The sequence below is a fragment of the Leucobacter chromiireducens subsp. solipictus genome (assembly GCF_016758195.1).
Taxonomy (GTDB): Bacteria; Actinomycetota; Actinomycetes; order Actinomycetales; family Microbacteriaceae; genus Leucobacter; species Leucobacter solipictus.
This window is the reverse complement of record NZ_QYAC01000005.1, coordinates 37,675-59,501: the sequence shown is the minus strand read 5'-3', so window position 1 is coordinate 59,501 and position 21,827 is coordinate 37,675. Positions and strand designations below refer to the sequence as shown.

13 protein-coding genes and 1 other RNA gene are annotated in these 21,827 nt (G+C 70.3%); 1 reads left to right on the top strand and 13 read right to left on the bottom strand.

Annotation, left to right across the window (positions count from 1 at the left end; all coding sequences use genetic code 11):
* Positions 1–40: 40 nt before the first annotated feature.
* From pheA to D3230_RS10025, 8 genes are all read right to left on the bottom strand, one after another.
* The gene (gene pheA / locus D3230_RS10060; protein WP_202344917.1) at positions 41–1,000 is read right to left on the bottom strand and encodes a prephenate dehydratase; all 960 of its coding nucleotides are present in this window, start codon (positions 998–1,000) and stop codon (positions 41–43) included.
* Between the two features lie 209 nt (positions 1,001–1,209).
* A complete protein-coding gene (locus tag D3230_RS10055; protein ID WP_202344916.1) occupies positions 1,210–2,274 on the bottom strand; it encodes an aspartate-semialdehyde dehydrogenase in 1,065 nt (354 codons plus the stop codon).
* A 29-nt stretch (positions 2,275–2,303) separates the two neighbouring features.
* A complete protein-coding gene (locus D3230_RS10050) occupies positions 2,304–3,581 on the bottom strand; it encodes an aspartate kinase (RefSeq protein ID WP_202344915.1) in 1,278 nt (425 codons plus the stop codon).
* A 166-nt stretch (positions 3,582–3,747) separates the two neighbouring features.
* Complete coding sequence (gene recR, locus D3230_RS10045; RefSeq protein WP_202344914.1) at positions 3,748–4,344, bottom strand: recombination mediator RecR; 597 nt, start codon at positions 4,342–4,344, stop codon at positions 3,748–3,750.
* 81 nt (positions 4,345–4,425) lie between these two features.
* Positions 4,426–7,776 (bottom strand): DNA polymerase III subunit gamma and tau, encoded by a 3,351-nt coding sequence (locus tag D3230_RS10040; RefSeq protein WP_202344913.1) that lies wholly within the window; start codon positions 7,774–7,776, stop codon positions 4,426–4,428.
* A gap of 212 nt (positions 7,777–7,988) precedes the next feature.
* Positions 7,989–9,173, bottom strand: coding sequence for an acetate/propionate family kinase (locus D3230_RS10035; protein WP_202344912.1), 1,185 nt, complete (start codon positions 9,171–9,173; stop codon positions 7,989–7,991).
* Positions 9,170–11,293 (bottom strand): phosphate acetyltransferase, encoded by a 2,124-nt coding sequence (pta, locus tag D3230_RS10030; RefSeq protein ID WP_202344911.1) that lies wholly within the window; start codon positions 11,291–11,293, stop codon positions 9,170–9,172. Before pta ends, D3230_RS10035 begins: the two co-directional genes overlap by 4 nt.
* A gap of 218 nt (positions 11,294–11,511) precedes the next feature.
* Positions 11,512–12,327, bottom strand: a complete 816-nt coding sequence (locus D3230_RS10025; protein WP_202344910.1) for a hypothetical protein — start codon at positions 12,325–12,327, stop codon at positions 11,512–11,514.
* A gap of 117 nt (positions 12,328–12,444) precedes the next feature.
* Between D3230_RS10025 and D3230_RS10020 the strand changes: the two genes are divergently transcribed.
* Positions 12,445–13,068 carry a MarR family winged helix-turn-helix transcriptional regulator gene (locus tag D3230_RS10020; protein ID WP_202344909.1) on the top strand — a complete coding sequence of 208 codons (624 nt, stop codon included), beginning with the start codon at positions 12,445–12,447 and terminating at the stop codon, positions 13,066–13,068.
* Between the two features lie 216 nt (positions 13,069–13,284).
* Here the strand turns inward: D3230_RS10020 and ffs are convergent.
* The 5 genes from ffs to D3230_RS09995 all read right to left on the bottom strand — a co-directional run bounded on the left by ffs (position 13,285) and on the right by D3230_RS09995 (position 21,690).
* Positions 13,285–13,381, bottom strand: an RNA gene (gene ffs / locus D3230_RS10015) — signal recognition particle sRNA small type.
* Between the two features lie 13 nt (positions 13,382–13,394).
* A complete protein-coding gene (locus tag D3230_RS10010; protein ID WP_202344908.1) occupies positions 13,395–15,983 on the bottom strand; it encodes a S8 family serine peptidase in 2,589 nt (862 codons plus the stop codon).
* Between the two features lie 193 nt (positions 15,984–16,176).
* Positions 16,177–18,249: an ABC transporter ATP-binding protein gene (locus D3230_RS10005; RefSeq protein WP_202344907.1), complete on the bottom strand. Its 2,073-nt coding sequence runs from the start codon at positions 18,247–18,249 to the stop codon at positions 16,177–16,179.
* On the bottom strand, positions 18,249–19,985 hold the full coding sequence (locus D3230_RS10000) for an ABC transporter transmembrane domain-containing protein (protein WP_202344906.1): 1,737 nt from the start codon (positions 19,983–19,985) through the stop codon (positions 18,249–18,251). The genes D3230_RS10005 and D3230_RS10000 overlap by 1 nt, the downstream gene beginning before the upstream one ends.
* A 130-nt stretch (positions 19,986–20,115) precedes the next feature.
* The gene (locus tag D3230_RS09995; protein ID WP_202344905.1) at positions 20,116–21,690 is read right to left on the bottom strand and encodes a chitinase; all 1,575 of its coding nucleotides are present in this window, start codon (positions 21,688–21,690) and stop codon (positions 20,116–20,118) included.
* Between the last annotated feature and the right edge of the window lie 137 nt (positions 21,691–21,827).

Below are 21,827 nucleotides of genomic sequence, written 5' to 3'. Positions count from 1 at the left end.
CCCAGAGCCCAGAGGCCAGAGCCCGGGCGCCCGAGCCTGGCTAGGCTTCCCCGTCGGCGGTGCCCTCGATCACGCCGCGCAGCCAGTCCCGGGCATCGCGGAAGGCGTCGTCGTCGTGCGCGGCACGGGTCGTCGCCGCGACCCGGTCGGCCCGCGGGTAAGAGCCGAGGAACACCACGCGCGGGCTGAACCGTTTGATGCCGAGAAGAGCGTCGGCCACGCGTGCGTCCTTCACGTGCCCCTCCGCATCGAGCACGAAGCGATAGCGGCCCATGCGATCTCCGATCGGGCGCGAGGCCAGCAGGGTGAGGTTCACGCCGCGGGTGGCAAACTGCTCCAGGAGGTCGAGCAACGCGCCCGATCGGTCCTCGGGAAGCTCCACAATCAGCGAGGTCTTGTCCGCTCCGGTGGGCTCCCCCACGGGCACCGTGCGGCTCACGAGCACGAAACGCGTCATCGCGTCGGGGTTCTCGGCGAGACCCTCGGCGAGCACCTCCACGTCGTAGTGCGCCTCGATCCCGGGCGGCGCGATCGCTGCGTCGATCCCCTTTTCCGCGTCGAACAGGTCCGCGGCGGCCTGCACGTTCGAGGTCGCGATCAGGTGCCGGTGCTGCGTGGTGTGCGCGTCGAGCCAGGTGCGGCACTGCCCGTAGGCGACGGGGTGCCCCGATACGACGGTGACGCGGTCGAGCGTCATGCCCGGCCGCGCGACCAGCACGAAGCTCACGGGGACGAGGTACTCGCCAATGATCCGGAGGCCCGGCATCGTCGCGAGGGCGTCCTGCGCGACCGTGACCCCACCGTCGATCGAGTTCTCGATCGCGATCATCGCGGCATCGCTGCGCCCGGAGACCACGTCCGCGAGCGCCTCGCCGAGGTTCTCGACCGGGTGCCAGTCCTGTCCCACGGCCTCCGGCACCTGCTTGAGCGCCGCCTCGGTAAACGTCCCCGCCGGCCCCAGATAGGAGTAACGGCGGAGCGGGGCGGCGTGTGCTGACATGCACCCCAGCGTATCGTCTTCCTCCGCGGCAGATCTGGCGTGGCCACCGCGCCCCGAGTCGGGAGATCCATCCCGTGCAGTCGCGCCTCGTACCGCGACGTGAAGGGCCCGATCGGCCGCCGCCCGGGCGGAGCGCAGACACCCGCACAGACGACCGCGGGGGCAGGATCCGATCGGATCCTGCCCCCGCGAGGCACGGCGCGGAAGCGCTACGCCGTGGCGAGCAGCTTCGCCGCGACGAGCTCCGCGATCTGCACCGCGTTCAGCGCGGCACCCTTGCGCAGGTTGTCGCTCGAGATGAAGAGCGTGAGCCCACGGCCCTCGGGCGCGGACTGATCCTCGCGGATGCGGCCCACAAGCGTCGGATCCTGGCCAGCGGCCTCGAGCGGGGTCGGCACGTCACTGAGCGCCACGCCGGGTGCCGATGCGAGCACCTCGCGGGCACGGTCCGCGGAGATCGGCCGCGCAAACTCGGCGTTGATCGACAGCGAGTGACCGGTGAAGACCGGGACGCGCACGCAGGTGCCCGCTACCCGCAGCTCGGGCAGGCCGAGGATCTTGCGGCTCTCGTTGCGAAGCTTCTTCTCCTCGTCGGTCTCGCCCTCGCCGTCCTCCACAATGGAGCCGGCGAGCGGCAGCACGTCGAACGCGATCGTCTTCGTGTACACCTCGGGGGCGGGGAACTCGACGGCCGAGCCGTCGTGCACGAGCTGCTCAAGCTTCCCGGACTCGACCGCCGCAGCGGCCTGGCCCGCGAGCTCGCGCGCACCGACGAGCCCGGAGCCGGAAACGGCCTGGAACGTGGTGACCACGAGGCGTTCGAGCCCCGCTTCGGCGTCGAGCGCCTTCATGGTCGGCATCGCCGCCATCGTGGTGCAGTTCGGGTTCGCGATGATGCCCTTCGGGGCCGCGTCGATCGCCTCGGGGTTGACCTCGCTGACGACCAGCGGAACCTCGGGGTCGAGTCGCCACGCGCTCGAGTTATCGATCACCAGGGCACCCGCCGCCGCAAACTCCGGCGAGTACTTCTTCGACGCGGTGCCGCCGGCCGAGAAGAGGGCGATATCGATCCCGCTCTTGTCCGCGGTCTCAACATCTTCGACGGTGATCTGCTCGCCGCGGAACTCCAGGGTCGTGCCCGCGGAGCGAGCGCTGGAGAAGAAGCGCACCGAGGCGATCGGGAACTCGCGCTCCACGAGGAGACGACGCATCACCGCGCCGACCTGACCCGTCGCGCCGACTACGGCGACGCGGACGCCATTCTGTTCTGACATGTGTGTTCCTATTCGTGAAGTGTGGGGGCCTACCGGCCGGTGCCTGCGTAGACGGTCGCGTCCGTATCGGCGTCGAGTTCGAACGCGGTGTGCAGTACGCGCACGGCCTTGTCCATGACGTCCGCACGGGTGACCACCGAGATCCGGATCTCCGACGTCGAGATCATCTCAATGTTGATACCTGCGTCGAAGAGGGTGCGGAAGAGCTTCGCCGATACCCCCGAGTTGGTGCGCATCCCGGCACCGACCACGGCGACCTTCGCGATCTGGTCGTCGTACTGCAGCGTCTCGAACTCGAGTGCGTCGCGTTCGGCCTCGAGCGCATCGATCACGCGCTTGCCGTCGCCGACGGGCAGCGTGAAGGAAATGTCGGTGCGGTTCGTGTCCGCGGCCGAGACGTTCTGCACGATCATGTCAATGTTCGACTGGGTCTTCGCGACGATCTCGAAGATCTCCGCGGCCTTGCCTGGGACATCTGGGACGCCGCCGACCGTAATCTTGGCCTCGTCCTTTTCGGCCGCGATACCAGTGATGATCGGATCTTCCACCTGATCTCCCTTCGGATGCCCCTTCGCGGGGTCGTAAACAATGGTGCCCTCTTCACCCGAGAACGAGGATCGAACGTGCAGCACCACGCCGTGACGGCGAGCGTACTCGACGGCGCGCAGGTGCAGCACCTTCGCGCCGGAGGCGGCGAGCTCGAGCATTTCCTCGGCGGTGATCGCGTCGATCTTGCGCGCGCGCGGAACCACGCGGGGATCGGTCGTGAAAATACCGTCGACGTCGGTGTAGATCTCACACACGTCCGCGTTGAGCGCGGCGGCGAGCGCCACGGCGGTCGTGTCGGATCCGCCACGGCCCAGCGTCGTAATGTCGCGGGAATCCCGGCTGAACCCCTGGAACCCGGCAACGATCGCGACGGCACCCTGATCGAGTGCCTCACGCACGCGGCCCGGCGTGACATCGACGATCTTCGCGGAGCCGTGCTCCGCGGTCGTAATCATCCCGGCCTGGCTCCCGGTGAACGACAGCGCTTCGATTCCCATCCCCTTGATGGTCATCGCGAGCAGCGCCATCGAAATGCGCTCACCAGCAGTGAGCAGCATGTCCAGCTCACGCGGTGCCGGGATCGGAGTGCACTCGGCGGCCAGATCGAGCAGTTCGTCCGTGGTGTCACCCATGGCGCTCACCGCGACAACAACCTCGTTCCCGGCGCGGCGGGTCTCGACGATCCGCTTGGCGACGCGCTTAATGCTCTCCGCATCGGCAACCGACGAGCCCCCGAACTTCTGCACGATCAATGCCACGCGGGTTCCTCCTCAAATGCGAACGCGAAGTGCCAGTCTATCGCTTCGCATATGACGATTCGATTTCGGGTGTCATATTGCGGGGTTCCCGGGCCGCGGCGTGCCCGATCCGGCGGGCCTCCCGATCCGGCAAGCACGTCGATCCGGGGGCACGTCGATCCGGGGGCTACTCGATCCGGCGACGTCCCTCGAACGCGCGTCCCAGGGTGACCTCGTCGGCGAACTCCAGGTCCCCGCCGACAGGGAGCCCGGAGGCGAGCCTGGACACGGGCACCTCGATGCTGTTCAGCAGGCGCGAGAGGTAGGCCGCGGTGGCCTCGCCCTCGAGGTTGGGGTCGGTCGCGATGATCACCTCGCGGATCTCGGATTCACCGAGGCGCCGCATGAGCGCGGGAATGGAGAGGTCGTCGGGGCCGATGCCGTCGATCGGGCTGATGGCACCGCCCAGCACGTGATACACGCCACGGAACTGGCGGGTCCGCTCGATCGCCACGACGTCCTTCGGTTCCTCGACCACACAGATCAGGCTGCGGTCCCGACGCGGGTCCCGGCAGATGGAACACTCTTCCTGCTCCGTGATGTTGCCGCAGACCGCGCAGAACCGCACCTTCTCGCGGACCTCAGTCAGGAGCTCCGCGAGCTTGCTCACATCGAAATTCTGCGTCTGCAGGATGTGGAACGCGATGCGCTGGGCCGATTTCGGCCCAATGCCGGGGAGCCTGCCGAACTCGTCGATCAGGTCTTGAACGATGCCGTCGTACACGGGGCGTGCCTCCAGAAGTGTGATGCGCGGATAGCCGCACCCCGCGTTCGCGGGACGGTTTCAGTGTAAGCGCTGCGCCGCCTACCGGGGCGGGAGCGGGCGTTCCTCCACAAACCGCGCCCCGAGCACCTCGCGGACGACCGCCTCGCCGTAGCGGGTAAAGGTCGGCGTGGTGCGCTGGGGAGCGCCCGTGGGCGGCGCGTCCGTGGGCGGCGCGTCCGTGGGCGGCGCGGAATCGGCGGGGCCCCGTGACGGCTCGGCGGCGGGCTGCGCCGGGGCCGGAGCAGGCGCGAAGGCTGGTGCCTGTGCCTGTGCCTGTGCCTGTGCCTGTGCCTGCGGCTGCGGCGCAGCCGCAGGCGCCGCAGCGGATGCCGCTGACGGTGCCGGTACGTGTGCCGGCGCAGGTACGTGTGCCGGTGCGGGAGCCGCAGCGTACGGGTCACTCGCCCCGTATGCATCTTCGTCGCTGTCCCCGCTGGGCAGCGCGTCCAGGTCACTGTAGGGATCACCGTGGGCGAACGGGTCCGCCGGGTCGCCCGCCGCGGGGCCGCCGGCGGCGGGTGCTGGGCGCTGGGCGGGTGCCGGGCGCTGGGCCGGTGCCGGGCGCTGCTCAGGTGCCGAGGCCGTGGGCAGGTCGTCGCGCGGCGTGACCTGCGGGGGCATCGCACCGGCAGCAAGTGCCGCGGCGGGTTCGGGCGCGGTGGGGCCCGACTCCGGAGTCGTGACGGGAGTCACGGGCGCGGTCGCCTCGTGCGGCGTCGCCGGCCCAGGGGTGCGCTCCGCCGCGGATGCCTGCGGGGGTGTCGGCGTCCCGTGGGGTGCCGGCGCTTCCGGCGCGGCACCCTGCGGCGGCGCGGGTACGGGATCCGCCCACGCCGGCGCGCTGAGCGCGGGGCCCAGCCCGTTCAGCCGCGCGGTTGCGCGAGCGACCGGGTCGTCAGCCCCCGCTCGGTGAGGCTCCTCTGCGTCGGCGTCCGGCCGGGGCTCGCGCGCCGTCGTCTGCGCGCCGGGGGCGGACCCCGCTTGCAGACGCGTCGGCTTGTACTTCACACTGATGCCGACCGCGGACAAGATCGTCTCGCGCAGCGGCCCGGCACCTGCCGCCTTGAAGGCCGCAAGGTCCGAACCGGAGGCGAGGCCCACCGTCAGTACCTCCCCCTCAAGCGCGAGCGGTGTGACCGGACGCACGGCGTTCCAGGCATCGCGGTTCGATTCGAGGAGCTCGTCCAGGAGATCCGGCCAGAGTTCCATGAGGTCGTCGAAGCCCGCGATGTGGCCGTCGTCCTCGGTCTCGTCACTCGGGTGCTCGCCGGTGACGCCGGTCTCCGGAGTGCCCGCGACGGGCGCGGCCGGGGAAGCCGGACCCGTGGCCGACGCTGCGGGGGCAGCGGCTTCGGGCGTCGACGGGGACGCCTGCGCGGGCGCGGATGCCGCGCTCGGGTAGGGACGCGTCGGCTCGGCCCCGATGCTCGCGACCTGCGCGGCGCTCAGGACGTCAGTGATCGGCCGGCCGAACTTCGCCACGCCCGCGTTTGGGTGCGGCTCGCCCGCGGCTGGAGAGGCGGACGGCGCGGGTTCCGCAGGCGCCGGCTGCGCCGCAGCGGGCTGCGCCGGAGCGGGCGGGGTCTGGGCCGGCTCGGTGTGAACCGAGGCGGTCTGTGCCGGAGCTGCAGGATCGGCCTGCTCGGGAGCCGCGGGTGCGGCCTGCGCCGGAGCTGCAGGATCGGCCTGCTCGGGAGCGGGCGGGGCTTGGTCCGGGGCTTGGGCTGCCGGGGCCCCGGGGACAGCCTGGGCCGGAGCGGGTGCAGCCTGGCCCTGAGCGGGTGCGGGCTGAGTGGGTGCAGCCTGGCCCGGCGCGGGCGCGGGCGCGGGCGCGGGCGCGGGCGCGGGCGCGGGCGCGGGCGCGGGCGCGGCTGACGGCTGCGCGGGCTGCGGTGCCGCGGCGGCATCTTCCTCTCGGAGGAAGTCACGAATCGATGCCGCGGTCTGGGCCGCATTCGGCACCGCGGGTGCCGGCGTGACCGGTGCGGCCTGGCCGGCGCTCGGCGCGGGCGTTGCGGGCACCTGCTGCGGGGCTGCGGGCTGCGGAGCTGCGGGCTGCGGCGGGGTGGCCGCGGCATTGCGGGCTGCGGCCACCGCGGAGAGCGGGTTCACGGCGGGGGCGGCCGGAGCTGCGGGAGCGGCCGGGGCCCCCGGACCTGCCGCGGCCGGAGCGGTCCCCGCCTGCGGTCCCGTGCGTGGCTGCATGCCGGCCTGGGCGCCGGCCTGATTCCCTGGCGCGGCGGACGTCTGCGCCGGCGCCGCGGACTGATCCGTCCCGGCAGCCTGCACCAGCACTCGGGCAATCATGAGTTCGAGCTGGAGCCGGGGCGCGGTTGCGCCGGCCATCTGATCGAGCGCAGCACTCACCACGTCGGCCACGCGTGACAGCTCGCCGCGGCCGAAGCGCTGAGCCTGCTCGAACATGCGCGTGAGCTGGTCCTCGGGCACTCCCCGGAACACGGCGGCCGCGCCGTCGACAGAGGTCGCGCTGACGACGATGAGATCGCGCAGCCGTTCCAGCAGATCCTCCACGAAGCGCCGCGGATCCTGCCCCGTCTGCACGACGCGATCCGTCGCCCGGAAGGCGGCCGCCGGATCATGCTGCCCGAACGCGGACACCACTTCGTCGAGGAGCTCGGTGTGCGTGAACCCGAGCAGCCCGGCCGCACGCTCCGCGGTCACGAGTGCCGTCTCGGATCCCGCGATGAGCTGATCGAGGATCGAAAGGGTGTCACGCACGGATCCACCACCCGCGCGCACCACGAGGGGCAGCACACCGGGCTCGACCTGCACACCCTCGCTGTCACACAGCGACTGCACGTAATCGATGAGCGTGCCGGGCGCGATGAGCCGGAAGGGGTAATGGTGCGTGCGGGAACGGATCGTGCCGATCACCTTGTCCGGCTCGGTCGTGGCGAACACGAACTTCACGTGGGGCGGCGGCTCCTCGACGATCTTGAGGAGCGCGTTGAAGCCGCCCGGCGTGACCATGTGGGCCTCATCGATGATGAAGATCTTGAAGCGGTCGCGTGCGGGGGCGAACACCGCGCGCTCGCGCAGGTCGCGCGCGTCATCGACGCCACCGTGGCTTGCGGCGTCGATCTCGACCACGTCGAGGGAGCCACCACCGTCGCGGCTGAGTTCCACGCAGCTCGGGCACACACCGCAGGGGGTGTCCGTGGGGCCCTCTGCACAGTTCAAGCAGCGCGCCAGGATACGCGCCGACGTGGTCTTGCCGCAGCCGCGCGGGCCGCTGAACAAATAGGCATGACCGATGCGCCCCGTACGGAGCGCGGTCATGAGCGGATCGGTCACCTGGGCCTGTCCGATCATCTCGGCAAAGGCTTCGGGCCGATAACGGCGATAGAGTGCGGCAACCACGGGGTCCATGCTACCCGGCACCCCCGACAATCACCCCCGAGGGAACGATCCCCCGCTGCCGCCGCCATCCTCCCCGACGCATTTTCCCCAAACTGAGCGAAACTCCGCGAAGAATACGTCGCGCGAGATATATTCCGTCGGTGTGGGCGGGGTGGACCGGCGCGGGTGCCCGGAGGGTGGGCCAGGCAGGCAGGGCCAGAGCCCTGCCCCACCCGCGCACACTATGCCGTGACGAGATCCCAGGTTTGGCGGGCGATTTCCGCTTCCTCGTCCGTCGGGACGACGAGGACCGCCACCGGCGAGTCGTCGGTGCTGATCCGCCGCGCCTCGCCGTTCGGTGCCGCGTTGCGCTCCGGATCGATCCGGATCCCGAGCCATTCGAGCCCCGCGCACACGTCGGCGCGCAGCGCGGCGTTGTTCTCGCCCACGCCCGCGGTGAATACGACGGCGTCGGCCCCGCCGAGCGACACGAAGAACGCCCCGAGGTAGTGCCGGATCCGGTGCACCATCACCGCGATCGCGAGCTCAGCTTCGGGTTCGCCCCGGTCGGCCGCCGCGCGCACGTCCCGGAAGTCCCCGGTGCCGGTGAGCCCCAGCAGGCCGGAGCGCTGGTTCAGCAGGTCGTCGACGTCGTCCGGGCTGAGCCCGGCACGCATCAGGTGGAGCAGCGCACCCGGATCGATGTTGCCGGAGCGGGTTCCCATGACGAGCCCCTCGAGCGGGGTGAGCCCCATACTCGTGTCGACCGAGCGCCCCCGATCGACCGCGCACGCGGACGCGCCGTTGCCGAGGTGCAGCACGAGCTGCCGCAGCTCCGTGACCGGCCGGCCCAGGAACTCGGCCGCGCGCCGCGAGACCACCTGGTGGGAGATCCCATGGAAGCCGTAGCGCCGGATCCCGTGCTCCGCCGCCACCGCGGTGTCGATCGCGTAGGTGGTTGCCTGCGGCGGCATCGTCTGGTGGAACGCGGTGTCGAAGACCGCGACGTGCGGCACGTCGGGGAAGACCTCGCGCGCCGCCACGATCGCCTGGTAGTGGCCGGGGTTGTGCAGCGGTGCCAACTCGCTCAGCGCGTTGATCCGCTCGGTAACCCGGTCATCGAGGAGGGTGGGCGCGCTGAACTCGCCGGCGCCCTGCACCACCCGGTGGCCGATCGCGACGATGCCAAGGTCCTGGGCCGCGAGCCCGTGCCGCGCGAACGCGTCGAGCATCGCGGTGAATCCCGCCGTGTGGTCGGGGACCGCGAGTTCGTGCTCGTCGGAACGCTCACCGCGGTGCAGGATCCGACCCTGAGGTTCCCCGATCCGCTCGACGAGGCCGGACGCCTGCCGGATACCGGTTTCCGCCTCGATCAGCTGGTACTTGATGGAGGAGGATCCGGCGTTGACCACCAGGACGTTCTTCATGCGCCTGCTCCGTCCCGCGTCATGCCGGCCTGGACCGCCGTGATCGCGACCGTGTTCAAGATGTCGGTGACCGTCGCCCCGCGCGAGAGATCGTTCACGGGTTTGGCGAGGCCCTGCAGCACGGGCCCGACCGCGACGGCACCCGCGGAGCGCTGCACCGCCTTGTAGGTGTTGTTCCCGGTGTTGAGGTCGGGGAAGATGAACACGGTGGCGTGACCGGCGACCTCGGAGCCCGGCATCTTGGCGGCGCCGGTCGCCGGATCGCTCGCCGCGTCGTACTGCATCGGTCCTTCGAGCAGCAGCTCCGGGCGAGCCGCGCGGGCGAGCGCCGTGGCCTCGCGGACTTTGTCGACGTCCGCGCCGGATCCGGACTCACCGGTCGAGTAGGAGAGCATCGCAATGCGGGGGTCGACGCCGAACTGCGCGGCCGTGTCGGCAGAGGAGATCGCGATGTCTGCGAGTTGCGCGGCGGTGGGGTCCGGGTTCACGGCGCAGTCGCCGTAGACCAGCACGCGGTCGGCGAGGGCCATGAAAAAGACGCTCGACACGACCGAAACGCCGGGGCTGGTCTTGATGATCTCGAGGCCGGGCCGGATCGTGTGGGCCGTCGTGTGAGCCGCCCCGGACACCATGCCGTCGGCGAGTCCGAGGTGCACCATCATCGTGCCGAAATAGCTGACGTCGGTCATCGTCTCGCGGGCCTGGTCGAGTGTGACGCCCTTGTGCGCGCGGAGCCGGGCGTACTCGGCGGCGAAGCGCTCGCGGAGATCGGAGGTCGCCGGATCGATCGTGTCGGCGGCCTCGATGGAGAGGCCCAGTTCGCCGCCGCGCTTCCGGATCGCGGCGGTGTCGCCAAGGATCGTGAGTCGCGCGGTGCCGCGGGAGAGGAGCGTGCTTGCGGCGCGGAGGATCCGGTCGTCGCTGCCCTCCGGCAGCACGATGTGCGCGTTGGCGGCGGCCGCGCGGTCGAACAGTTCGTAAGCGAACATGACGGGCGTGCGCACCCCGCCCGAATGCAGGCGGAGGCGCTCGCGAAGCGTCACTCCGTCGACGTGCTGGGCGAAGAGCGCGAGCGCGGTGTCGAACTTCGCGGTCGAGTCCGCGGTGATCAGGCCACGCGCACGCGTGATCCGGCGCACCGTGTCGAAGGTGCCCGTGTGGGTGCGGATGATCGGAAGCGTCGAGTCGATGCCGTCGAGGAGCCGCTCCACGTCGGCGGGCAGGGCGAAGTCGCCGTTCAGCACGACCGCCGCGATCGTCGGGAACGTCGGGGCCTCGTGCGCCATCGTCACGGCGAGCAGTGTTTCCGAACGATCGGCCGCGATGACCACGATCGACCCTTCAAGCAGGCGCGGCAGGACATGCTCCATGGACATCCCCGCCACGACGATGTCGCGCGCCTCGCGGGCGAGCAACTCGCGCGAGCCGCGCACGAGTTCACCGCCGACCGACTCGATCACGCTCGAGACGGGCGGGGCGACCAGGAGCAGTTCCTCGGGCACGGTCCAGACGGGAACCCCGGCGGGCAGGGCGGCCATGACCGCGCGCTCGATGTCGCGGAGGCGATCGGGGTCTGCGCGGTTCACGAGTGCGGCGAGCACGGTGGCGTGTTCGGATCGAAGCTCTGCGAGCCCCAGTTCCGCGAGCTGGCCCAGCTCCGCGGCCGTGCGGGCGGGCTGTTGCCCGAGGGACTCCGGCTCCTCATTGGATCGCCCGCCCAGGACGAGCAGCACGGGGGTGTCGAGGTTCGCGGCGATGCGGGCGTTGAACGCGAGTTCGGTCGGCGCGGCGACGTCGGTGAAGTCGGATCCGACCACCACAATCGCGTCGCAGTGCGCGCGGAGTTCCTGGTAGGCGGCCACGATTCGGGTCATCGCGGCGTCGGGATCCGCGTGCGCGTCCTCGTACGTGACGCCGACGCATGCCTCGTAGGGGACGTCCGCCGTCGCCCGCCGGTGCAGCAGATCGAGCACGCGATCGCGCTCGCTGGCGGATCGAATCAGGGGCCGGAACACGCCCACGCGCGGGGCGTCCGCGAGCAGGGTATCGAGCACGCCGAGTGCCACGGCGCTCTTTCCAGTTCGGCCCTCGGCCGAGGTCAAGTAGATGCTTGCTGCCACACGCTCAGTCTACGCGGGCACCCCTTCGGATCGATCGGGGGGGCGCTCGGCCCCGCGCAGGTGCCTCCGCGCAACACCGCCGAGCGGTGCCGCGGTGCCCGTCTCAGTCCGCTCACGACACAGGGCCGAATCGGAGGCTGCCGCCCCTGATCCGGCCCCGCGAGGAGTCCGAACTCGGACCGGGCGCATACGCACCCGCGACCGTGCCGGCTCCCCCGTTAGCGCGCGTCCGAGCCACGGTGTCCGGCCACAAAGCCCGCCGAGTAGCCGCGTTCGAACGCGATGCGTCCGGCACCGCGACCGGCACCCCGACCGCGCCCATACCCGTAGCCCTCGCCACGGCCGGAGAAGCCCCGGTCAGCGCCGTGGTCCCAGTCGTGGGCGGTGCCGTGGCCGGTGCCGTGGCCACGGCCGGTGCGGTGTTCTGCGTGCGCATCGTATGCGGGGCGTTCGCCGGCCCAGCCACGCGCGTCTGCGGAGTGGCCGCAGTGGCCCGGACGCGGCGCATGTCCGCGGTGGTGCTCGCCGCCGAAGTGGCCGCGCTCACCGCGCCCTCGGAACCCCTGCGGGTGGCGGTGCCCACGGCGGGGCAGGCGCGTGTCCTCGGTCCAGCCGAACTCGCGGGCAATCGCCTCGAGCGTGGCCCGAGTGGTGGCCAGGTCCTCCGGGGAGACCGCACCGGTGACGCGGTCCCGCGTGTCTTGCGCGGCGGCGGCGAGCCGCACCTGGGCCGCCGCTCCCTCTGCGGTGAGCTGCCAGCCCCCGCCACTGCGGGTGATCCACCCGCGCTCGGCGAGCGCGAATACACGCTTGCCCCCGCGGTCCAGGCGGGCCCGCAGCTCGGTGGGCACCGAGTCCGGTTCCGCGATCGCGGTCAGGATTCGCAGGTCCCGTCGCGTGGCACCCTCCGCCCCAAACCGCTGTGCGTGTTCCTGGGACACGAGGGCATCCGCCGCCTTGAGCCAGTAGCGGAGCGAACGCTCCGGTGCGGTCGGGGTGGCGGCAGTTTCTGAGAAGTCATGAGAGTTCGTCATGAAGAAGTCCTTTCGAGGGGCGGGAATCCTTCCCGCCGAAGTTGCATGTCAACTTGCATGCATATGTAGTGTGACATGGAATGCACATGCATGTCAAGTGGCATGTAAAATATCCGCATGACCAGCACAGCCCCCGACCCCTCGCCAGCGGACGCCGGCCCCGAGGCGGACCAGATCGTCGCCGCCCTCGCCAAGCTGCGGGGCCGCCGCGGTCACCGCGGCGGCCCCGGCCACCCCGGCGGCCCCGGCGGCCCCGAATTCGGCGGAGCGCCCCGCCACAGCGGGCCCGAGGGCGTGCGCGGAGCCGGGTTTCGACACGGGCGCGGCGAGCACCCCGGATTCGGGCCCGGCGGCGGCCCGGCGTTCGGGGGTCGCGGCGGCCACGGCCCCCGCGGCGGCTTCGGCGGCCCGGCCCTGCTTCGCCTCCTCGGGCAACTCGCTCACGCGGCCGAGGCGCAGAGCATCAGCGCACTCGCCGAGCAGATCGGCGTCGATCAGCCGCGCGCCTCGCGGCTGGTGCAGCAGGCCGTCGAGCGCGGCTTCGCGGTGCGAGAGGCGGACCCGGAGGACGCCCGCCGCACCCGCGTCCGGCTCACCGAGGCCGGTCAGCAGGCGGTGCACGGCTTCCGCGGGAGACAGCGCGCGGACATGCTCGTGGCGCTCGAACAGTTCGACCCCGCGGAGCGGCGCGAGCTCGCACGCCTGATGACCAAGCTCGCGGCGGCCTGGCCCGAGCACTAGGGCAGGCCAGCGCCAGCACCCGGGCGACCCTGCCCCGGCTGCGGCCCGGATGCCCCGCGCAGCAGAGGCCACCGAAACCTCGGAGATCCTGCACCCATGCCCGGTTTCCGGGAGAAAATCTCCTCGGATTCCGTCGATCTCCGAGGAATTGAGCGCGGAGCGATGAGCGCGGCGGCGGCGCCATGCGCTCCCGGAGCGCGATCGGCCGCGCGGAAAAAGAAAGACTCCCTACGCACCCGCTAGAGCCCGAGTACCCTTGCTTCGTTTCCGACCTGGGGGAGTTCCTCGAGATAGCGCCACGTAGGGAGCCGTTCTAGTCTAGCGGACTATTCACCCGCCTCGCGCCGCACGGCGTCCGGGCCGGGCGCGTCGCCCAGCGCGAGCGCGGACCGTCGCCGCGCCGCAACCACCGCGATCGTCGCTGCCCCCACAAGCAGCAGCGCTCCGCCGGCAATGATGATCGGCAGCGCGGATCCGCCACCGGTCTGAGCCAGCGGCCCACGCGCCTGCTGCTGCGGCTCGGGCGTCGTGGGCACGACGGGCTCCGGCTTCGGCTTCGGCGTCACTTCGGCCGCAATCGTGCGCACCGGCAACGTCGACGCGGCGGTCTGCCCCTCGGCGCCCACCGCCGTCACGCGCACCAGGTACGCGGTGTCTGCCGCGAGTTCGGTGAAGCGGTGCCCGGTCGCGTCCGCGGGCAACTCCACGCTTGCGAGCGGTGCGGGTGCCTGGTCGGCGCTCGGCGTCGCGGCGCCGGCGGCACCCGCCGCCTGCTCCGCCGCGCCGGGCAGGAGGTCAACGCGCAGGCTTGCGGCCCCGGCCACCGGGTCCCAGCCCACCGCGAACCCGCTCGCCGTCACGTCGGTGGCGCGCAGGCCCGTGGGCGCGGCGGGACCGACGGGTGCCGCGGGCAACGCTTCGAGCAAGCCCATCGCGTCGACGATTCCCGCACCGAACACGTCGGCATCGGAGTGTCCGGCGGCGAGATACGGGTTGACCGGACCGCCCTCGGCGGTGCCCCGCGCGGTGGCTTGAATCAGCGCGCTGAGCTCGGCCCCGCCGACGCTGGGCGCGTAGGACTTGCCGAGCGCCGCCACGGCGGCGGCGTTCGGTGCCGCGGCAGAGGTCCCGTAGAAGCGATACTCAGGCTGCTCCCCGTCCCCCTCGTCCTCACCGAAGAACGTCGTTTGGGTCCCATCGACGGCGGCGATATGCGGCGACTGGACGCGCACCGGGCTCGGCAGCGCGGCCGACGGCGTCGGGGCCTGCAGGTTCACCGGCTCAAATCGCAGGGTGGCTGATCCCAGCGAGCTGTAGTCCCGCACCGTTTCCGGCGCGTCCCAGTGCAGGGAGGCGGTGCTGAGTCCGGAGCCGTCCGCGCTGTGCCCGAAGGTGCTCGGGCCGACGATGTCGGTCACGCCGTCGCCGAGGTGGGCGCGGTCGGTGAACGCGGGGCCGCCACGCATGAAGCTGATGGTGACCGCCGGCAGCGGTGCCGCGGGATCGTGCGCCGTGCGCACCATCACCATGCGGATCTCCGCGCCGCGCGGCACGGCGACCTGTCCGGACACCCCGGGGAACTCCGCTCCGATCTGCGGAACGACGCCGACGAGCTCCGGCTCCTGCGTCGCAGGATCGACCGCGAAGTAGCGCCACTCGTACTGGGTGGTGACCCCGAACAACGGCTCTCCGATCGAGCCGATCGGCTGCACGGTGATGTCATTCCCGCCGGGCTCCCCCAGCGTGTGCAGCGTGTCGTACGGCGTCGCGACGGCGTCGCTCGGATCAAAGTCGAGGCAGTCGAAGCCCGTGGCCCCGTACAGCGGATCGTCCTCGTCATCGGTGACCACCCACGCCGGGCACTCGGTGGGCCGGTAGGCCGCGGTGCTCCATGAGGAGATCGGACGACCGGCACTCGCCCCGACCGATCCGACAGCGTTCGAGTTTCCGGCCGAGGTGAAGTAGGCCACCCCACGCGACTTCACTTCCTCGATCGCGCTCGAGATAAAGCCCTGCTGGTACAAGGTTTCCTGGGTCCACGAGATGTCGTCGACGATGATGTCGGCGCCAGCCTCTTGCAGCGCCACGATGTGGTTCGCCATCTCCATGTCGCTTCGCCCGGCGTCCGCGAACAGGATGCGGGCACCCGGCGCGATGCCGTGCACGAGCTGCGCCATACCGCGCCCCTCGTCGCTCGCCCCCGAGGTCCCGTCGAAGAGCACCTCGACCGGCGTCTCGCGTCCGCAGGGGTTTCCAGGTCCGGGCAGCGCGCCCGACGCCACGTCGTCCTGCCACGAGGTGGGTGCCGCGGTCTGGGCGAACGAGTCGGAGATCACGCCCACCGTGACCCCGGTGCCGTCGACGCCGAACTGCGCCCGCGCCTCCGCGGAGCGCAGGGGGCTGTCGGCCTCGATCGGGATCGGCCCGCAGGGTGCCACCGGGGCGTCGGTGGCAGCTCGGGGGCCCTCGGCGCGAACGTCAGTACCGGTGAACGGGCTGAGCGCGGGGGTCGCGCTCAGCACCCCGGGAAGCTCGCCGAGCGTTCCCAGCTGCGCCGGATCGACTCGGACCGTGAAGGCGGGGAACGGGGCGAGGTCGGTATCGATCTCTGCGAGGGCCGCGAGCGCCGCGCGGTCCGCGTCCGTGGGGGCCTGCGCGAAGACCACCGTGGCGACGATGCGTTCGGCCGCGTCGAAGGTGAGGCTGCCGCCGCCGTCGGCGGGCAGCGAGACCTCTGCAGCGAGCTCACTCGGCGCGGTCGCCCCGGCCTCAGCGGCCTCGACGATCCGCTCGGTCAGGGTGGTGGCCGGCGCCTCGCTCACGGGCTCCTCGGCGTGCGCGGCGGGGCCGAGCATCATCACTGCGATGGGGATCGCGGCACACACCGCGAGCCCTCTCCAGACGGGTGCCCGCATGTGGCCCACCTCTCAATTTGGGGTATCAACTCTGATGTAACGGTCCGAGACTAGTCAAACTTTCAGACGGTGTCCAACATTATCGCAAGTCTTCACTTCCTGGACACGCGGCATGGGCCACCAACACGCAGCGCCCAGCACGACGCTCGTCGTCCTGGGCGCTGCGCCGCTCACGCGGGAGGCTGCGTGTGAGTTACTGCCCGGTGCCGCCAGCCTCGCCGACGACCGGCACCGTCCCCGTGGTCACCACCGGCACCGCGCCCGTCAGCAGTTCCTCGGCGTGCGCCTCGTCCACTTCACCGGCGAACTGCGCCTGGTAGAGCGCGTAATACGCGCCGCGCCGCGCAAGCAGCTCGACGTGCGAGCCCTGCTCCACGATGTGACCGCTCTCCATCATGAGGATCATGTCCGCATCGCGAATCGTGGACAGTCGGTGCGCGATCACAAACGAGGTGCGGTCCGTGCGGAGCGCGCTCATCGCCTGCTGCACGAGCACCTCGGTGCGCGTATCCACGGACGAGGTCGCCTCGTCCAGGATCAGCAGCGAGGGCTGCGCGATGAACGCGCGAGCGATGGTCAGCAGCTGCCGCTCACCCGCCGAGAGCGAGGAACCGTTCTCCGTGATCACCGTGTCGTACCCGTCCGGCAGCTGGCGTACGAAGCGATCCACCATCGTGGCCTTCGCGGCGTCCACCACCTCGGCGTCGCTCGCATCCAGGCGGCCATAGCGAATGTTCTCGCGGATGGTGCCCTCGAACAGCCACGCGTCCTGCAGCACCATCCCGACGTGGCCGCGCAACTCGGCGCGAGACAGCTGGGTGATGTCGACACCGTCGAGCAGGATCCGCCCGCTGTTGAGCTCGTAGAAACGCATCACGAGGTTGACCAGCGTGGTCTTGCCCGCGCCGGTCGGTCCGACAATCGCGACCGTTTGCCCGGGGCGCGCCTCGAGCGACAGGTGCTCGATCAGCGGTTGCTCGGGATCGTAGCTGAAGCTCACGTCCTCGAACACCACGTGCCCGTCCGTGCGATCCGGCAGCGACGCCTCTTCGGTGTCGGGGTCCTGCTCATCAGCGTCGAGCAACTCGAAGGTGCGCTCCGCGGAGGCGACGCCCGACTGCAGCATGTTCGCCATGCCCGCCATTTCGCCGATGGGCTGAGCAAACTCGCGCGAGTACTGAATGAACGCGGTCACGTCGCCCAGGGTCATCTGGCCCGCGGTGACGCGCAGCGCCCCCGCCACGGCGATGAGCACGTAGCTGAGATACTGCACAAACTGCATCGCGGGCATGATGGTGCCCGACAGCGCCTGCGCCTTATAGGCCGCGGTGAACAGGCCCTCGTTCCGGCGATCGAACTCCGCCGCCATTTCCGCGTCGCGGTTGAAGATGCGGACCAGCTCGTGCCCGGTGAACGACTCCTCGATGTGCCCGTTCAGGTCGCCCGTGTGCTTCCACTGCGCCACGAACAGCTTCTGCGCGCGCACGCCCACCACGCCGGCGATGATGCCGGAGAGCGGAAGGGCGATCAGCGCGATGAGCGCGAGCTGCCACGACACCACGAACATCATCGCGGTGATGCCGATGACGGTGAGGAGCGACTGCACGAGCTGCGACAGCGCTTGCTGCAGCGCCTGCTGGATGTTGTCGACGTCGTTCGTGACGCGGGAGAGCACGTCGCCGCGCTGGCGCCCATCAAAGTAGCTGAGCGGCAGCCGGTTGATCTTGTCTTCGATGTCCTGGCGCAGGGTATACACGACGCGCATGACGAGCTTGTTCAGCAGGAACCCCTGCAGCCACATGAGGAACGAGGCCACCAGGTAGAGCCCGAGCACCACCAGGATCAGGCGGCCGAGGAGGCCGAAGTCGATCCCCTGCCCGGGCACCACGCCCGAGCCCTCGAGCATGTCGGCGAACTGATCCTCGCCGCGGTCGCGCGCGACGGAGACGATCTGCTCGAGCGGCACGCCCGCGGGCAGATCCTTCCCGAGCACCCCGTTGAAGATGACGTCCATCGCCTGGCCGAGAATCTTCGGCGCGATGACGGTGAGCACCACCGAGCCGATGACGAGCACCACGACGAGCGCGAACAGCATCTTCTCGGGAGCGAGGAGCCCCACCAGGCGCTTCGCCGCCGGCCAGAAGTGCTTGGCCTTCTTCGTGGGCTGGCCGCCCGTCCAATCATCGTTGTCGGGCTGGTAATCGTCGGGGAGCTCGAACTCTTCGACGGCCGCGGGTTGCGCGGACTTTCGGTCCTTCTTGGCCATTACGCCGCCTCCGCCTCTTCGAGCTGCGATCGAACGATCTCTTGGTAGACCTCGTTGCTCAGCAGGAGCTCATCGTGAGTCCCGCGACCCACAATCTCGCCGGCCTCGATCACAAGAATCTGGTCGGCCTCCGTGATCGTGGACACACGCTGGGCGACGATGATGGTCGTCGCACCCTCGGTCGCGCTCGGCAGCGCGGCCCGCAGGCGCGCATCCGTCGCCACGTCGAGCGCGGAGAACGAGTCGTCGAACAGGTACACCCGCGGCTTCGCGACGAGCGCTCGCGCGATCGAGAGTCGCTGCCGCTGGCCGCCGGAGACGCTCGTTCCGCCCTGGGAGACGGGCTCCTCGAGGCCGAGCTCCTTCTCGCGCACGAAGTCCTCGCCCTGGGCCACGCGCAGCGCATCCCACAGCTCGGCGTCGCTCGCGTCGGTCTTGCCGAACCGCAGGTTCGAGGCGATCGTGCCCGAGAACAGGTAGGGCCGCTGCGGCACGAGGCTCACGGTGTCCGCGAGCTGCGCGCGCGTGAGCGCGGCAACCGGGGCGCCGTCGATCGTGATAGATCCCTCCTGTGCGTCATACAGGCGCAACATGAGGTTCAGCAGCACGGTCTTGCCCGCACCGGTCGAACCGATGATCGCGGTCGTCTTGCCGGGCTCGGCAACGAACGTCGCGTCCCGGATGACCGGCTGCTCGGCACCCGGGAACCCGAAGGTCACACCGCTGAACTCGATGCGGCCGGCCTGCGGCGTCGCCTCGGTCTCGCGATCGGGGAACGAGAGCGTGGACGTCGTGTCGAGCAGCTCGCGAATGCGCTCGGCACACACGACCGCGCGCGGAATCATCATCGTCATGAAGACGCCCATCATCACGGCCATGAGGATCTGCAGCAGGTACTGCAGGAAGGCCGTGAGCGAGCCGACCTGCACGACGCCGGCCTCCACACGGTGGCCGCCGAACCACAGCACCGCCGCGGTCGCGAAGTGGAGCACCATCATGATGACGGGGAACATGAGCACGAAGATGTTGCCCACGCGCACCGACACATCGGTGATGTTGCGGTTGGCGGTCTCGTAGCGATCCGCCTCGAAGTTCTCGCGCACGAAGGCGCGCACCACGCGGATGCCCATGATCTGCTCGCGCAGCACGCCGTTGATCGCGTCAACGCGATCCTGCATCGTGCGGAAGAGGGGCAGGAGCAGCCAGACGAGGAAGCTGACAATCACGGCGAGCACGGCCACGGAGACCCAGACGAGCCACGACATCCCGGCGTCTTCGCGGAGCGCCATGATGACGCCGCCGATCGCCATGATGGGTGCCGACACCATGAAGTTCAGCGCCATCAGCACCAGCATCTGGATCTGCTGCACGTCGTTCGTGCCACGGGTGATGAGCGTGCCCGCACCGAACTTCGTGGCTTCGAGCGTGCTCAGCGAGTCCACCTTGCGGTAGACCTCGCGGCGGAGATCGCGGCCGATGCCCATCGAGGTGCGCGCACCGAAGTACACGGCGACGACCGCCGTGAGGAGCTGACCGAGCGAGACGATGAGCATGAAGCCACCGGTACGCCAGATGAAGCCGGTGTCGCCCTTCGCGATGCCTTGATCGATGATCTGGGCGTTGAGGCTCGGAAGCCACAGGGCGGCAATCGTTGAGAGTAGTTGGAGCACAAGCACCGCAACCACGAACGGCCAGTACCGTTTCGCGTGTCGCAGTGTCAGTGAGATGAGGGCCACGAGGATCCTTTCGTCGCGCGCCAATCGCCGAAGAATCACGCAGGGCAGGCGAGAAACACGAACGACGGAGCAGGCGAAAACATTACCATCGCTTGCGCCCAGATTCGACGGTTTGACCCGAATTCAGTAGTTACTCCGGGGTGCGCTGCGTTTCACGCTCGGCCGCGGGCGCCGTTCCGCCCTGCACTTCGGCGACTTCACGGTCGCTCAGCATGCGCCAAGGCGAGTTCTGCGGCAGGACCAGCGCGGCGTCCGGACTCTCGCCCGTCGTCCACCAGCGCGCCTCATATCCGATGCCGTCGAAGATCACCCGGTCGCCCTGGCGGTACTCGGTGGCGTGGCTCCACGCGGGGTAGGCACCCTCGGGGAGCTTCGGGCGCTCAATCGGTGTCTCCCCGGGCAGCACGGGGCCGAGGAGACGCCACGGCTGCGCGCCGCTCTCGCTGGGTTCGTCGGGCTGCTCGGCCTGCGTCCACCACTTCGCCTCGTACACGTTGCGCCGCCACACGACCTTCGTCTCGGCCGGGTACGCCGCGTCGCTGTTCCACACCGGGTAGGGGCTCGTCTCCGGATCGTCCACCGCCGCCCCGTGATCCGGATCCACCGGTTGGGGCGTGGGCGTCGGCTGCGCGATCGCGCCGCTGCGCTCCCCCGCGAGCGTGCGCGAGAACCGCTCATCGCCCTGGTCGACGCCACTGCACGAATCTGACACCTGCTTGGGATCGGGCCAGTTCGCGTCGCACTCGCGGTCGCGGTTCAGCGACCACATGGACAGGCGTGCCATGCCGTGCTCGGCGGCGAACTCGGAGAGCGCTCGCGCATCGGCGATGGTGAACACCTCATCGCGCACATCGTTCTGCCCGATCATCGGTGTGGCCCCGATCCGGCTCCACGCGGTGGCCTCACCGATCGGGGTTCCGGTCTCCTGCGCGAGCGCGCGCACCTGCCCGTGGAGCGCGGTGAGGCTCCCGCGGATCGTGTCGATCAGCGGCTCGTCCAGGCCCGAGTTGTAGTTCATCGTCATCGCGTTGACACCGGCGACCGTGACACCAGCGTCGAGGTAGCTCCGCACGGCGGCGAGCCCGTCCTCGGTGAGGCCGCTCGGCGCGATCGGGAGCGTGAGCCACACGTCGAGCCCGTCGCTCACACTGGCCTGCACCTCGTGGATCGCGCGCGCCTGCCGCTCGACCGCGGCGCGATCAGCGAGCATCTCGCCCTCAAGATCCATGTCGATGCTCGCGAGTTCGTAGCGCTCGACCACCTGCCGATACCCGTCGGTGAGCGCCTCGCGGTCGGTGCACTCGAGCGCGAGATCGGAATTCGCCTGGCCGCCGAAGGCCACCATCGCCGACCCGCCGAGGTTGCGCAGGCGCGCGAGCCGGCGATCGAGATCGAGCATCTGCTCCGCCTCGTCGAGACCGTACACGCCGCCCCACGCCGGGCTGCAGGCAGCGCCGGGGTCTCCCACGACAAACGCGAGCGCAACGTTCTTCGGCCCCGCACTGCCCGGGCTTTCGAACGGGAAGCTCGGCGTCGCCGTCACATCGACGTAGCCGTCACTCCAGGGGTGCTGCTCGCTCGCCTCGCGCTGGTCCTGCCACTGCCCCCAGCCGAAGATCCCGCCACCCACGAGCGCCGCAACCACGATGAGCAGCACCGAGAGCCGGAGCCATGAGAGCTTGCGCCCCGGAAACCACTTCGACATTACTTCCCCACCGCGTCCTCATCGGGTCTGACGTTGCACGCGATCGATCACGCTCGATCGGCGCCCTCCCGGATAGGATTATCGTGACACACTCGGCACCGGATCGACGAGATTCCGCTCGAGTCGGGTTCGCGCCG

Coding starts and splice junctions, on each gene's coding strand:
- D3230_RS09995 (WP_202344905.1), bottom strand. CDS start 21,690: ATGTCGAAGTGGTTTCCGGGGCGCAAGCTCTCATGGCTCCGGCTCTCG.
- D3230_RS10055 (WP_202344916.1), bottom strand. CDS start 2,274: ATGTCAGAACAGAATGGCGTCCGCGTCGCCGTAGTCGGCGCGACGGGT.
- D3230_RS10025 (WP_202344910.1), bottom strand. CDS start 12,327: ATGACGAACTCTCATGACTTCTCAGAAACTGCCGCCACCCCGACCGCA.
- D3230_RS10010 (WP_202344908.1), bottom strand. CDS start 15,983: ATGCGGGCACCCGTCTGGAGAGGGCTCGCGGTGTGTGCCGCGATCCCC.
- D3230_RS10035 (WP_202344912.1), bottom strand. CDS start 9,173: ATGAAGAACGTCCTGGTGGTCAACGCCGGATCCTCCTCCATCAAGTAC.
- D3230_RS10040 (WP_202344913.1), bottom strand. CDS start 7,776: ATGGACCCCGTGGTTGCCGCACTCTATCGCCGTTATCGGCCCGAAGCC.
- D3230_RS10005 (WP_202344907.1), bottom strand. CDS start 18,249: ATGGCCAAGAAGGACCGAAAGTCCGCGCAACCCGCGGCCGTCGAAGAG.
- D3230_RS10020 (WP_202344909.1), top strand. CDS start 12,445: ATGACCAGCACAGCCCCCGACCCCTCGCCAGCGGACGCCGGCCCCGAG.
- pheA (WP_202344917.1), bottom strand. CDS start 1,000: ATGTCAGCACACGCCGCCCCGCTCCGCCGTTACTCCTATCTGGGGCCG.